The sequence below is a fragment of the Afipia massiliensis genome (assembly GCF_014203115.1).
In the GTDB taxonomy this organism is placed as follows: Bacteria; Pseudomonadota; Alphaproteobacteria; order Rhizobiales; family Xanthobacteraceae; genus Afipia; species Afipia massiliensis.
Genome location: NZ_JACHIJ010000004.1, coordinates 318,362 through 331,561, shown reverse-complemented (window position 1 = coordinate 331,561; position 13,200 = coordinate 318,362). Strand labels below are relative to the sequence as shown.

The 13,200-nt window shown below is 61.5% G+C and carries 12 protein-coding genes; 9 read left to right on the top strand and 3 right to left on the bottom strand.

From position 1 onward, the window contains the following. The first annotated feature begins 95 nt into the window (after positions 1-95). The 5 genes from HNQ36_RS15400 to HNQ36_RS15380 all read left to right on the top strand — a co-directional run bounded on the left by HNQ36_RS15400 (position 96) and on the right by HNQ36_RS15380 (position 5,902). Entirely contained in the window at positions 96-1,241 is a 1,146-nt protein-coding gene (locus HNQ36_RS15400; protein ID WP_347339974.1) for an ABC transporter substrate-binding protein, read from the top strand. A gap of 62 nt (positions 1,242-1,303) precedes the next feature. After that, entirely contained in the window at positions 1,304-2,200 is an 897-nt protein-coding gene (locus tag HNQ36_RS15395) for an NAD(P)-dependent oxidoreductase (protein WP_184086523.1), read from the top strand. A 4-nt stretch (positions 2,201-2,204) separates the two neighbouring features. Continuing rightward, positions 2,205-2,948 carry an IclR family transcriptional regulator gene (locus HNQ36_RS15390; protein WP_184086521.1) on the top strand — a complete coding sequence of 248 codons (744 nt, stop codon included), beginning with the start codon at positions 2,205-2,207 and terminating at the stop codon, positions 2,946-2,948. 154 nt (positions 2,949-3,102) lie between these two features. Continuing rightward, entirely contained in the window at positions 3,103-3,975 is an 873-nt protein-coding gene (locus tag HNQ36_RS15385; protein WP_184086519.1) for a patatin-like phospholipase family protein, read from the top strand. Between the two features lie 250 nt (positions 3,976-4,225). Continuing rightward, positions 4,226-5,902, top strand: a complete 1,677-nt coding sequence (locus HNQ36_RS15380) for an FMN-binding glutamate synthase family protein (protein ID WP_184087088.1) — start codon at positions 4,226-4,228, stop codon at positions 5,900-5,902. A gap of 2 nt (positions 5,903-5,904) precedes the next feature. On the opposite strand, the gene HNQ36_RS15375 is transcribed toward HNQ36_RS15380, so the two are convergent. The 3 genes from HNQ36_RS15375 to HNQ36_RS15365 all read right to left on the bottom strand — a co-directional run bounded on the left by HNQ36_RS15375 (position 5,905) and on the right by HNQ36_RS15365 (position 9,457). Next, positions 5,905-7,914, bottom strand: coding sequence for a carbohydrate porin (locus HNQ36_RS15375; RefSeq protein WP_184086517.1), 2,010 nt, complete (start codon positions 7,912-7,914; stop codon positions 5,905-5,907). 314 nt (positions 7,915-8,228) lie between these two features. Next, positions 8,229-8,501: a hypothetical protein gene (locus HNQ36_RS15370; protein WP_184086515.1), complete on the bottom strand. Its 273-nt coding sequence runs from the start codon at positions 8,499-8,501 to the stop codon at positions 8,229-8,231. 137 nt (positions 8,502-8,638) lie between these two features. After that, positions 8,639-9,457, bottom strand: coding sequence for a creatininase family protein (locus HNQ36_RS15365; RefSeq protein WP_184086513.1), 819 nt, complete (start codon positions 9,455-9,457; stop codon positions 8,639-8,641). A 97-nt stretch (positions 9,458-9,554) separates the two neighbouring features. On the opposite strand from HNQ36_RS15365, the gene HNQ36_RS15360 reads away from it, so the two are divergent. The 4 genes from HNQ36_RS15360 to HNQ36_RS15345 are packed head-to-tail and all read left to right on the top strand — an operon-like array spanning position 9,555 to position 13,199. Continuing rightward, positions 9,555-10,583: an ABC transporter substrate-binding protein gene (locus HNQ36_RS15360; protein WP_184086511.1), complete on the top strand. Its 1,029-nt coding sequence runs from the start codon at positions 9,555-9,557 to the stop codon at positions 10,581-10,583. 19 nt (positions 10,584-10,602) lie between these two features. Continuing rightward, on the top strand, positions 10,603-11,418 hold the full coding sequence (locus tag HNQ36_RS15355) for an ABC transporter ATP-binding protein (RefSeq protein ID WP_184086509.1): 816 nt from the start codon (positions 10,603-10,605) through the stop codon (positions 11,416-11,418). Beyond that, positions 11,415-12,215 (top strand): ABC transporter permease, encoded by an 801-nt coding sequence (locus tag HNQ36_RS15350; RefSeq protein ID WP_184086507.1) that lies wholly within the window; start codon positions 11,415-11,417, stop codon positions 12,213-12,215. The genes HNQ36_RS15355 and HNQ36_RS15350 overlap by 4 nt, the downstream gene beginning before the upstream one ends. After that, positions 12,216-13,199, top strand: coding sequence for a 2-hydroxyacid dehydrogenase (locus tag HNQ36_RS15345; RefSeq protein WP_184086505.1), 984 nt, complete (start codon positions 12,216-12,218; stop codon positions 13,197-13,199). Position 13,200 lies beyond the last annotated feature (1 nt).

Here is a 13,200-nt window from a genome sequence, read left to right as displayed (position 1 = left end):
ATTCATTCTGCATAGGGGGAAACAAATAATCATGAAAACATCGATTGTTATGACACTTCTGCTCACCGTCTCATTGCTGACGTCGACCGCCGCCCGTGCCGCGGACGACACGATCAAGATCGGCATTCTCAACGATCAGGCCGGTCCCTTCGCCAGACAATGGCGGGCGCGGGTCGGTTGCGGCAGCGCGGCTGGCCGCGGAGGATTTCGGCAACCAGATCATCGGCAAGAAAATCGAAATCATCAGCGCCGACCATCAGAACAAGCCGGACATCGCGTCCGCCACCGCCCGCAAATGGTTCGACAGTGAAGGCGTCGATGTGATTGCCGATGGCGCGGCCTCATCCGCCGGCTTTGCGATCCTCGAGATCGCCCGTCAGAAAAACAAGATCTTCCTTATCAGCGGGCCGGGATCGTCCGATTTCACCGGCAAGGCCTGCTCGCCGGTCAGCTTTCATTTCAATTACGATACCTACGCGCTGTCGCGGATGACCAGTGAGGCCGTCACCAAGGCCGGCGGCACAAGCTGGTTCTTTATCTCGGCGGACTACGCATTCGGTCATGCGCTTCAGCGCGACGCGACCAAGTTCATCGAAGCCGCCGGCGGCAAGGTCATCGGCTCCGCCGCGCATCCGCTCGGAACAGCGGATTTTGCCTCGTTCCTGCTGCAGGCGCAGGCGTCCAAGGCCAAGGTGGTCGGACTGGCGACGTCCGGCGCGGATGTTCAGACCGCCATCAAGCAGGCAGGCGAGTTCGGCACTGTCGAGCGCGGTCAAAGTCTCGCCGGTCTCCTTGTGTTCATCACCGACGTCAACGCGCTGGGGCTCAAGGTGACTCAGGGTCTGCAGGTCACGACGTCGTTCTACTGGGACATGAATGACAGCACGCGTGCCTGGTCGAAGCGCTATTTCGCGGCGATGGAAGGCCGCGTGCCGAGCATGGTTCAGGCCGGTGTCTACAGCGGCGTTCATCACTACCTTGCGGCGGTCAAGGCAGCGGGGACGAAAGATCCAACCGTCGTCGCGGCCAAGATGCGCGAGATGAAGGTCAACGACATGTACAACAAGGATGTGGCGATCAGGCCGGACGGACGCGTGCTGCACACGATGCACCTTGTGCAGGTCAAGAAGCCTGAGGAGTCGAAGTACAAGTACGACTACTACAAGATCCTGACCTCGCAGCCCGGTGACCGCGTGTTTCGTCCGCTCAGCGAAGGCAACTGTCCGCTGGTGAAATCCTAAGACTGAAAATCAATCCGGGGCACGACGCTGTCGTGCCCCGGGTGTTGAAGCAGGAGTTACGTATGTCGGGTGCTATCGGCTTTGTCGGCCTCGGAGTGATGGGAGAGCCGATCTGCCGCAATCTTCTTCGCAAGAGCGGGAAGCCGCTTGTCGTCTATGATCTCGCGCCGGAGCCGCTCGCGAGGCTCGGTGAGGAGGGGGCTGCGATTGCGGCTTCGGTCGCCGACGTCGTGTCGCGGTGCGACGTCCTGTTTCTGTGCCTGCCCAGCGCCAAACACGTGCGCGCGGCCTTTGAGGGCGACGCAGGAATTCTGCAAACCATCAAGCCGAGCCAGATCGTGGTCGATCTCGGCACATCGTCGGTCGAACTCACGCGCGATTTCGCGCGCCAGCTCGAAGGCAAGGGCGCAGCGTGGATCGATGCGCCGATCGCGCGAACACGTCAGGCGGCGCAGGATGGCACCCTGAGCGTCATGGTCGGCGCGTCGCCGCAACTGTTCGAAACGGTTGTGCCGCTGATCCGGTGTTTCGCCACCGAGGTGACGCTGTGCGGCGGCACCGGCGCTGGACAGGTAACAAAAATTCTCAACAACATGGTGCTGTTCCAGACGGTCAATGCGCTCGCCGAAGCCGTTGCGATCGCCTGGCACAGCGGCGTTGAGCCGAAATTGCTGCTGGAAACCTTGTCGAAGGGATCGGCGGACAGCTTCGCGCTCCGCAATCACGGCCTGAAAGCCATCGTGCCGGACGACTTTCCGCTGCGCGCGTTCTCGACCGAATACGCGCTGAAGGACATGTCCTATGCGCTCGAGCTTGCGTCGCAGGGCGGCCTTCGGCCGCGCGGCGCGGCTCTGGTTGGTGAGATTCTTCAGGAAGCCATCGAATGTGGATTGGGGGATGCATATTTCCCCGTGATCGCCAGAATTGCCGACCGGTCCGGATCGTCCAACAAGGATTAAGCGAATGTCGTCTCCTGGCGTTGCTGCCGTGAATCGTGCGTTGACCATTCTTTCCGCGTTCGAGGGCGAGACCGAGGCGATGACCCTTGCCGCGCTCGCCCGCCGCACCGGATTGTACAAAAGCACGCTGTTGAGATTGATGACCTCGCTTCAGGAATTCGGTTATCTCGGCCAGCTTCCCGACGGGCGTTATCATCTCGGGCCGACACCGTTTCGTCTGGGAGCTGTCTATCAGCGCACGAACCGGCTGCATGATCATGTCATGCCGGTGCTGCGCAATCTCGTTGTTGCAGGAACCGAGAGCCCGTCATTTCACGTCCGGCACGATGCCAAATCGCGGCTGTGTGTGTTTCGGGTCGATTCGCAGCATTCGACGCTGGATCGTGTCGAGGCCGGCGCGCTGCTGCCGCTGGATCGCGGCGCCGCGGGCAAGGTGATTTTGGCCTTTGGCGGCGAAAGCGGCGAGGCGTTCGATCGGATTCGCGCGGAGTTCATCGCGGCCTCTTTCGGAGAGCGCGATCCCGATTGCGCCGGCATCGCCTGTCCGGTGTTCGGGCCGGACGGCGCACTGGCCGGGGCGCTGTCGGTCTCGGGGCCTAAGCCGCGATTCACCCGGGATAGCTCCCGGCGCATGTCCGATCTTCTGCTGGAGAGTGCGCTGCACCTGACCCGTGTGCTGGGAGGCCGCAACGACGCGATGACCAGGGTTGTTGAGGTGCGAAAAAAGAAGGTGCTGCGAACGGCCTGAGCCGACGCCTGGACGCCAGACATCTTTGTCCGTCAACGAGGACAAGCAATCTTGATTGCCTGTCTCGTCGGCGCGTTGGTATAAGTCCAGCGCACCCGCACGGATGTCGCCCGCGGATTGCGACGTGAAGTGAATCGAAAGCTTTGTAGGCTCGATGCACGGTAAAGACGGTCATACCGGAACAAAGACAGCGTTCGTTTTCGCAGGCGGCGGAAGTTTTGGTGCGATTCAAGTCGGAATGATGCAGGCTCTTGCGGCCCATGGCGTCACGGCCGACCTTGTGGTCGGATCGAGCGTAGGGGCGATGAACGGCGCCTACTATGCCGGCTCACCGACGCTGGACGGCGTCAAGAAACTGGCGGACATCTGGCGCGAGCTGACACGGCACGATGTGTTTCCGGTGTCGCTGTATTCGTTTGCCTCGTTCTTGTGGCGGCGGGATTTTCTGATCTCGCACGACGGCGTTCGCAGGTTGATCGAGGATCATCTTCCGTACAAGAAACTGGAAGAAGCTGTTGTTCCGGTTCATATCGTGACAACCGATATCGTATCCGGCGAAACCGTGGTGCTTTCCGAAGGATCCGCAGCCGAAGCCATCGTGGCCAGCACGGCGATTCCGGGAGCTTTCGCGCCGGTCAAATACAAGGATCGATTTCTGGCCGACGGGGCGATTTCCAGCAACACACCGATCCGCGTCGCGATCCAGAAGGGCGCGCAGCGGCTCATCATCATGCCGACCGGGTTCGCCTGCGCGGGGCAGGACCCGCCGGTGGGGGCTGTCGCAACGGCACTTCATGCCCTGACGCTGTTGATTTCGCGGCAGATGACCACCGAACTGGAATATCTAGAGTCCAGCATTGAATACTGCGTGGTGCCGCCGCTGTGTCCGCTGGTCGGCTCGCCCTATGACTTTACCCGCACGGACGACCACATCGCGCGGGCCATCAAGAACACCGAGACATGGATCGCCGACGGCGGCCTTGAGAAGAGCGGCGTCCCCGGCGAGATGCGTCCCCATCAGCACTGACCGCGCATGGTGCCATCGGCGGGGCTGAAATATTGCTCTGCAGCAAGCAGTGGGCGTCAGTTCTATGCGCGTGATATGACGGGATCACGTCAGTCCCTCCGCGCATCCACGCCACGTTGATGTCGATGGCCCGTGGATTGGTGTATAGTCACATCTATCGTAGATGATGGTGCTATCGACCCGGGCCGGGAAACGCGCCAACATGCGGCGGGTGTCGGAGCACTTTGCCAGTCTCGTCAGCGAGGTTTTTATGCAAAATTTGACGCTGCTGTTATCGCCTCGTTTCATCATCCTGACGCTTTGCATTTGTATCACCGCGCTTCTGGTCTGCGCCGCGGTCTACTACGATTTCAAACACATCTTTCTGTTTGCAATTCCGATCACGATTTTCGGCTCGCTGTCGGTGCTTGGCATTCACGACATGCTCCAGAAGAGCCACGCCGTTCTGCGCAACTATCCGATCTCCGCGCATATCCGCTTTCTGCTGGAGGAAATCCGGCCCGAGATGCGGCAATACTTCTTCGAGAGCGAGAAGGACGGCAAGCCGTTCAGCCGCGATACGCGCGCAGTGGTCTACCAGCGTGCGAAGATGGTGCTCGACAAGCGCCCGTTCGGCACCCAGGAAGATGTCTATGCGCAAGGCTACGAATGGATGAACCATTCGGTCTCGCCGAAGCCGCTGGCCGACGCACCTTTTCGCGTCATGATCGGCGGGCCGGATTGCACCAAGCCGTACTCGGCCTCGGTGTTCAACATTTCCGCCATGAGCTTCGGCGCGCTCAGCCCCAACGCCGTGCGTGCGCTCAATGCCGGTGCAAAAAAAGGAAACTTCGCCCATGACACCGGTGAAGGCGGTGTCAGTCCCTATCATCGCGAAAACGGCGGCGACCTGATCTGGGAAATCGGATCGGGATATTTTGGCTGCCGCAATCCCGACGGAACCTTTAATCCTGAACTTTTCGCGAAGGTTGCGAGCGACGATCAGATCAAGATGATTGAACTGAAAGTCAGCCAGGGCGCGAAGCCGGGCCACGGTGGCGTGCTGCCGGCCGCGAAGGTGTCCGAGGAGATTTCACGCATTCGCGGCGTCGCGGTGGGCGAGGATTGCATTTCGCCGGCCTATCACCGCGCGTTTTCGACGCCGATCGAGATGATGCAGTTCATCGCCGAGATGCGCCGGCTCTCGGGCGGCAAGCCGGTGGGCTTCAAGCTCTGTATCGGCCATCGCTGGGAGTTCCTTGCGATCTGCAAGGCGATGGTCAAGACCGGAATCTATCCTGACTTCATCGTGGTCGACGGCAATGAAGGCGGCACCGGCGCAGCCCCGGCAGAGTTCATGGACCACCTTGGAATGCCGATGCGCGAGGGCGTTAGCTTCGTGCACAATGCCTTGATCGGGATTAACGCGCGAGATCGCATCCGAATCGGCGCAGCCGGCAAGATCGCGACGGGTTTCGACGTGGCGCGCGCCATGGCGCTCGGCGCGGACTGGTGCAATTCGGCGCGGGGCTTCATGTTCGCTTTGGGTTGCATTCAATCGCTGAGTTGTCACACAGATCGCTGCCCGACCGGCGTAACGACGCAGGATCCGTCACGTAACCGTGCATTGGTGGTGCCGGACAAGACCATGCGCGTTTACAATTATCATCGCGCGACCCTGCATGCTCTGGCGGAATTGATCGCGGCATCCGGCCTCAGCCATCCGCAGGAAATCCGGCCGATCCACTTCTCACATCGCCTCTCGGGAACGGAGGTGTTGTCGTTCGCGCGGCTTTATCCGCAGATTCGTCCCGGCGAACTGCTGGAAGGCCACGTCGAGAACCCGCGTTTCCATGCCTGGGCATTCGCGCAGGCAGAGTCCTTTGCGCCGGTTGCCGCTGCGGCGCCTCCCGCGGCAGTTGTCACGCCGGTCGCGGCGCGCGGATGATCTCAGAACTCGCCGTGCAGCCTGCCTGAGAAGATCGAGACCGGTCCCCGGTCGGCGTTGTAGGCCGGGTTGGTGATCAGCTGGTAGTCGGCGGTGAAGGTGAAGGCCTTGCTGAGCGCGAGTGCGTAGTAGGTCTCCAGAATCCGTTCTGTGCCGTAGTTCAGCCGGCCGTCGCCGATCAGGAGGCCCTTGCCGCCGGCCGCGAGGAAATCGCGATGCGCGCCGGACAGGCCGTTGATGGCTCCGCCCAGTGCAAATGTATCGGCGGGCCGACCCCAATAGCTGCCCTTGATCGAGAGGCCGCTGGACACGCTGCGGTCGATGTCGGTGAACGACAGAATCTCGTTCTGGCCGTCGTTCCAGCTCGCTCGCGCAAAGATGCCGACGTCGGTGGCGATCTGCTGTTCGGCGTTGACGTAGAAGCCGTATTTCGACCGCTCGCGACGCGTTCCCGGCGCGATGTCATTGATATCGATCCCGGGATTTGCGGCGCTGATGCCGAGCGCGTTGCGATAATTGGCGGTGTTGCCGCGGTTGGCGAACACGCCCACGCGCAGTTTGCCGGGCTGGTTCAGGATCGTGTGGCGTTCCTCGAATTCGACCACCGCGCCGCCGGTCTTGAAGGTGAGCACATCGCTGTTGGGCTGCGACGGCACCTGAAAAAATCCGGCCCGGATCGCCCAGTCCTTGCGGTTGAGCTCGACGACTGCGCCGCGGGTGAAGCCCGGCAGGTCGGCCGGGAAATCATAGGCCGCGGACGACCACATCGCCCAGTTCATGAAATCGGCGCGCGGATCTTTCGCATAGGAGTTGCCGTCGAAATAATCGCCCACGGCGAAACGCCCGACGGTGACGGTGACGCGGTTGATGTCGCGCTTGCCCGGCAACTGATTGGCAGCATCGGCGACGTCTTCCTGCTCGCCGCCGAGGCCGAAGGTCTGGCGGAAGAAATAGCGCTGGGCGCGAAACTCGGGATACTCCGCGCCGCCCTTTTGCGCTTCGCCGTTGGAAAATCCCGCGAGCCCCAATGTGCCGCCAATACCGAATCCCTGGGCGAGTTCGGGATTGAAATACAGTTCGCCGCCGTCCCACAGCCGCCATCCCAGGAATGCGCCGACGGTCCACGTCTGCCGCGTGCGACCAATGCCGGGGAGGCTGTTCGGGCCCTGATACGGTGCGCGGAAGGAAGGATAGCCTTGCGTGATCAGTGTGGTCTGGCCGTGGACGTTCCAGTTGGTCGATTCCGGAAGGGCCAGCGGCTTGATCGCGGTGTTGCCAATCCAGGGCGGCGTGTCCCATAGCCGATAGTTAAGACCGACCTTGACTGTGTGAATCGTGGGGTCAACGGCGACATCGGGCAGCGGCGCGTCGCCCAGCCCATACGTCCGCGCGCCGAGATCGATGTAATTGTATTCGACCTTGCCGGTCCAGTTGCCGCCCACGGCGACTTCGACGCCCGCACCCGCGACCCAGCCGAGATGCATGCGCGACTTGTTGCCGACGATGTCGCCGGTCGCGTCGTTCAGATCGACACGGGTCCGCCCCCAGGCTGCGCCGCCGGTCACGTAAGGCAGCACTGTTCCGAATGCGTAGCCGATGCGGCCCCGCGCCGTGCCGAAGTGGTCGAACGTCGTGTTGAACGGTGCAGGTACGAGCTTCGGCCGATCGAGCGTGCTCGTGAACGAAATATCGGCCTCCACCCCAAGCACCCACTTGCTTGGAAGCTGAAGATTGTAGCCCGCCTGATAGCCGCCGATCAGGCCGGTGATGGTGGACGGGAAAAAGATGCCCTGCTGCGGCAGCGGGTTGGTGCCGGGACCAAAGCTGCCGCCGCCGTAGCCGACGTGCCCGCCGATGTAGAGACCGCTCCAGTCGAAAACCGGCGCAACGCGTGGTGCCTTGACGGGGACGACGGCGTCAGCAGCCCGCGCGAGATCAAGCGGCGGCGCTCCCAGCGCAAGTCCGGCAACTGCGACTTTCACAATGGTTATGCGGCGTATGGTCTGTGTCATGAAACGGCCAGCGCGCGGGATCGCATCTTCGGGTACCAGAAAGAACCAGGCTTCCTGGCATTTGGCTGTATTTGCGAATGGCCCTCAAGCGCTTGTTTTGCTTATGAGCAGCCGATTAGAGCGGCTGAAATCCGCCTGCGCGAGCCATGACATTGCCGCGTGACAAGCAGACGACACAGCGCCCGTGGCTTAGTTGCGCCTGTCGGATCGTGCAAGAAAAAACAAATGACCCGCCCGGGGGGACAACCGGGCGGGTCTTTGGGTCGGCGCGGCGTGGATGAGGCGTCGCGCCGAACTCAACTCGGATTTTTCGATCAGTAGCAGCTGCGAACGCGGCCGATGTAGTTGCCGTAGGCGTCGAACTGGCGGACCCAGCCGCAGCGGCGATAGCCGTAATAGTCGTTGGCGTAAGTGTTGCTGGCAGCGGCGGCGAATAGTGCGCCTGCGGCGAGGCCAACACCGATGCCGACGCCATGGTGATGATGATGAAATTTGCCGGCGTGAGCTTCCTGGGTGGTGGCGGCGATGCCACCGGTCAGGGTCAGAGCAGCAACAGCGAGGGCGGCAATCTTGGTCTTGATCGACATGATACTCTCCATCCTTGTTTGGGGCGGGCCGTGTGGACCGCATGCCAATTGGTGGTGAGCTGTCTGGATTCGGTTCGAAGATTCTTTTCGAAATATCGAAATCAATAAAAATATAGTAATTTCAGTGGTTTAATTGGCTATTTCGGAATCTGCGGTCGGTTCGACAATCTCGCCAGATCGAATTTGTCGACATCCTGCAGCAACTCGACGAAAGCCCGCGCGCCGTAATCCAGCAGCGCATTGCCTTTCTCCGCAGTCGCCATCGTCGCATCGCCGACCGCGCCCTGCGGATTGAGATCCTGCATCGCCCACGCGAACGGCGCAGGACGGCCCGCCGAAAGCCAGCGGAATTCCTTGACCATCTGCTTTTCCGCAGACTCGAAATTCGCAATCCGGTTCTCTCTCACCTGATCGGGAAACGCCGCAAGCATGATCGAGGTCTCGACGGCGCCGCCGTGAATTCCGAAGCGAAGCTCATCTGCGGAAAACAAGCCATCCGGCGCACCGAACCGGCTCCAACTCGTGGTGACCGCCAGCATCTCGTGTTTCGCGCGCAGATCCTGCGCGATCAGCGCCATTGCCGCGCTGTTGCCGCCGTGGCTGGTGACGATGACGAGCTTGCGGATACCTGCCTGCGCCACGGCATCGCAGAGCGTCATCCACTTGTTCAGCGCGACGTCGGTCGGCAGCGTCTGTGTACCCGGGTAGGCCGTATGCTCGGTCGAAATTCCGACCGGCTCGACGGGCAGAAACGTCACTGGCAGATCGCCCGGCAGCGCGGCGCGGACGCGCGCCAGATAGGCCTGCGCGATCAGCGTGTCGGTCTCGAACGGCAAATGCGGCCCGTGCTGCTCGGTCGCCGCCAGCGGCAGCACGGCGATCCAGCGGGAGGCCTCGACCTTATCGATGGCGGACAGGCTCAACGCAGTCCAGTCGTGCGGCGGTTTCGGGGTCATCGTGCGCGGGTTTCTTCGAACAGGCGTTTCTTTGAATCAATTAGCAGAGTAGCTTTGCGATGCCCATCATGGGCAAAACGCCCAACGGAGTCCAATCATGCCACCCAGCCGCTTGCTGCGCGCGTTCGTTGTCGGGATCGCTCTGTGGTCGGTGACCGGAGTACCGGCGCATGCGCAGACCCCCGGCGAACTGGACAAGGTTTCGTTCGGTACCAACTGGGTCGCGCAAGCCGAACATGGCGGATTTTATCAGGCCGTGGCGGACGGCACCTACGCGCGTTACGGCCTCGACGTCAGGATCGTTCCCGGTGGCCCCAACGTCAACAACCGCATCCAGCTCATCGCGGGCAAGCTCGATTTCTTCATGAGCGCGAACACGCTGCAATCGTTCGACGCGGTGGCGAACAACGTGCCCGTCGTCGCCGTCGCGGCGATCTTCCAGAAGGATCCGCAGGTGTTCCTCGCGCATCCAGAGTCCAAGGTCACCAAGCTCGAAGACCTCAAGCCGCTGACGCTGTTCGTGTCCAAGGAAGGCATGCCGACCTATTTCCAGTGGCTGAAATCCGAATACGGGTTCAGCGACGAAAACGTAAAGCCTTATACGTTCAACGCGCAGCCGTTCCTCGCCGACAAGAAAAGCGCGATGCAGGGCTATGTCACGTCCGAACCGTTCGCGGTGGAGAAGCAGGCGAAGTTCAAGCCGACTGTCATTCTGCTGGCGGACTATGGCTTCAACGCCTATTCGACGTTGATCGAAACACGCACCGCCTATGCTGAAAAGAAAGCCGATCTGGTGCAGCGCTTCGTCGATGCCTCGGTGACCGGCTGGTACACGTATCTCTATGGCGATAACCGATCTGGCAACGCGCTCATCAAGAAGGCCAATCCGGAGATGACCGACGATCTGCTCGCCTATTCCGTCGATAAGATGAAGCAGTATGGCATCGTCGATTCCGGCGATACACTGAACGATGGCATCGGCGCGATGAGCGACGAGCGTATGGTGGCGTTCTTCGGCAAGATGGTTCGCGCCGGAGTGACTCGGCGCGACATCGACTATCGCAAGGCTTACACCCTGCGGTTCGTCAACAAGGCCGTGGGTGTCAACCTGCGGCCGAAAAACTGACGATGGCGGATTCTCCGGCATGACTGTTCTTGAAGCCGATGATGCGCGAGACGGATTGCCGGGCGGTGCGGCGGTGTCGCTACGTGATGTCACCAAGGTTTACGATAACGGCGTTGCCGCGCTCGGCCCGCTGGATCTGACCGTGCGTACCGGAGAGTTTGTCTCATTGCTCGGGCCGTCCGGCTGCGGCAAGTCGACCGCTTTGCGCATCATTGCGGGACTCAATGAGGCGACCGCCGGCCGCGTACGTGTTGCGGGACGCGATCCGCAGGATCGTTCGCGCCACAACATCGGGTTTGTGTTTCAGGAGCCGACCCTGATGCCGTGGGCGACGGTGCGCGATAACGTCCAGCTTCCCCTCGATCTCACACATATGCCCCACAGCGAATCCAGCGCGCGCGTCAATCAGGCGCTTGCGCAGGTCGGGCTCCTGGAGTTTGCGGATGTCTATCCGCGCGAACTGTCTGGCGGCATGAAGATGCGGGTCTCGCTGGCGCGGGCGCTGGTGACCGATCCGGACATTCTGTTGCTGGACGAGCCGTTTGCCGCGCTCGATGAAATCACACGTTTCAAGCTGAACAACGATCTGCTGACGCTGTGGCGCAAGCTGCGCAAGACCGTTGTGTTCGTCACGCACTCGGTGTTCGAGTCGGTGTATCTGTCGCAGCGCGTGCTGATCATGACACCGCGACCGGGGCGCATCGCGCGTGACGTTCGCATCGATGCGTCCGAGCCGCGGGCTGAGGATTTTCGCACGTCGCCGGAATATGCAGCGCATTGTCGTGATGTCTCCGCAGCACTTGCGAAGGCCAGCGCGGCCGGGGCCGCCGCATGACCGCACGCGACACATCGCCGGTCCGGTTTCTGAAGTTCGTCCTGCCGCTGGTGGCGCTCGCCGCCGGCGCCGCCGTCTGGGAGATTGTGGTTCGCGTCAACAATCTTCCGGCTTATGTGCTGCCTGCGCCGAGTGTGGTGTTCTCGACCCTCGTTCAGGACTGGCCGATCCTGTTTGGATCGTTGCTGACGACGCTTTCGACCACGGTTCAGGGTTTCATCGCGGCAGCCGTCGGCGGCATCGCGCTTGCGGTGTTGTTCAGCCGCTCGAAATGGCTGGAATATGCCCTGTTGCCTTATGCGGTGATCCTTCAGGTAACGCCGGTGATCGCGATCGCACCGCTGCTGCTGATCTATCTGCCGCAGCATGCGGCGGTCGTGGCCTGCGCCTGGATCGTCGCGTTTTTTCCGGTGCTGTCCAACACCACGCTGGGGCTGAATTCAGTCGATCGCAACCTGCTTGGCCTGTTCGAATTGTATGGCGCTTCGCGGACGCAAACCCTGCGCCGCCTGAAACTGCCTTCGGCGCTGCCGCATATTCTCGGCGGTCTGCGGATTGCCGGAGGATTGTCGCTGATCGGCGCGGTGGTCGCCGAAATCGCGGCGGGCTCGGCCGGGGCCGGTTCCGGACTGGCTTACCGGATTGCGGAGGCCGGTTACCGGCTCAACATTCCCCGGATGTTCGCGGCGCTGTTGTTGCTCTCGATTGCCGGAATTGTCATCTATTTGGGCCTCTCGCTGGCCTCGTATCTTGTGCTACGACGCTGGCACGAAAGTGCGCTTGGAAAGGAAAGCTAAATGGCTGCGAACGGTTCTCAGGAAAAGGTCGATGTGCTGGTTTATGGACCGTCGAAGCCAGTGATCGATGGCGGTTTTCCCGCGAACTTCGTGCTTCACAAATTTGAGAACCAGCACGATCTGAGCCGCATGACCCCGGACATTGCCGCGCGCATTCGCGGCGTTGCGGTCACCGGCCTGGTGCAGGCCGATGCAGTCATGCTGGCGCGACTTCCGAAGACCGAAATCGTATCGAGCTTCGGCGTCGGATACGACCATATCGATTTCAAGTATGCCGCCGGGCACAACATCATTGTCACCAACACGCCGGACGTGCTGACCGAAGAAGTCGCGGACACCGCGCTCGGACTTCTGATCGCAACGGTGCGCGAATTCATCAAGGCGGACCGCTATCTGCGCGCGGGACACTGGACCACGCAGAGCTTCCCGCTAAGCCCCGGATCTCTGCGTGACCGCAAGGTCGGCATGGTCGGCATGGGCCGCATCGGCCAGGCTATCGCGCGGCGTCTCGATGCGTCGCTGGTGCCGGTGGTGTATCATTCGCGCAATCCGGCCAAGGGCGTCACCTACAAACACTATCCAAATCTGATCGAGATGGCGAAGGACGTCGATACGCTGATCGCCATCACGCCCGGCGGTGCGTCCACCGCGAAAATGATCAACGCCGAGGTGCTCAAGGCGCTCGGCCCGCGCGGTGTTCTGATCAATGTCGCCCGCGGATCGGTGGTGGACGAGGAGGCGCTGATCGCCGCGCTCAAGGACGGCACCATCATGGCCGCGGGCCTCGACGTGTTCGCGGCTGAGCCGCAGGTGCCGGATGTATTGAAGACGATGCAGAACGTGGTGCTGCTGCCGCACATCGCCTCCGCATCCGTGACCACGCGCAATGCGATGGATCAACTCGTGGTGGATAATCTCAAACTGTGGTTCGCGGGCAAGCCGCCGTTGACGCCGATCGCCGAGACACCGGTGAAGGGCCGCTGAC

Excerpts from the sequence above, each read along its gene's own strand:
- HNQ36_RS15395 (WP_184086523.1), top strand. The coding sequence starts at position 1,304 with ATGTCGGGTGCTATCGGCTTTGTCGGCCTCGGAGTGATGGGAGAGCCG.
- HNQ36_RS15390 (WP_184086521.1), top strand. The coding sequence starts at position 2,205 with ATGTCGTCTCCTGGCGTTGCTGCCGTGAATCGTGCGTTGACCATTCTT.
- HNQ36_RS15385 (WP_184086519.1), top strand. The coding sequence starts at position 3,103 with ATGCACGGTAAAGACGGTCATACCGGAACAAAGACAGCGTTCGTTTTC.
- HNQ36_RS15380 (WP_184087088.1), top strand. The coding sequence starts at position 4,226 with ATGCAAAATTTGACGCTGCTGTTATCGCCTCGTTTCATCATCCTGACG.
- HNQ36_RS15375 (WP_184086517.1), bottom strand. The coding sequence starts at position 7,914 with ATGACACAGACCATACGCCGCATAACCATTGTGAAAGTCGCAGTTGCC.
- HNQ36_RS15370 (WP_184086515.1), bottom strand. The coding sequence starts at position 8,501 with ATGTCGATCAAGACCAAGATTGCCGCCCTCGCTGTTGCTGCTCTGACC.
- HNQ36_RS15365 (WP_184086513.1), bottom strand. The coding sequence starts at position 9,457 with ATGACCCCGAAACCGCCGCACGACTGGACTGCGTTGAGCCTGTCCGCC.
- HNQ36_RS15360 (WP_184086511.1), top strand. The coding sequence starts at position 9,555 with ATGCCACCCAGCCGCTTGCTGCGCGCGTTCGTTGTCGGGATCGCTCTG.
- HNQ36_RS15355 (WP_184086509.1), top strand. The coding sequence starts at position 10,603 with ATGACTGTTCTTGAAGCCGATGATGCGCGAGACGGATTGCCGGGCGGT.
- HNQ36_RS15350 (WP_184086507.1), top strand. The coding sequence starts at position 11,415 with ATGACCGCACGCGACACATCGCCGGTCCGGTTTCTGAAGTTCGTCCTG.
- HNQ36_RS15345 (WP_184086505.1), top strand. The coding sequence starts at position 12,216 with ATGGCTGCGAACGGTTCTCAGGAAAAGGTCGATGTGCTGGTTTATGGA.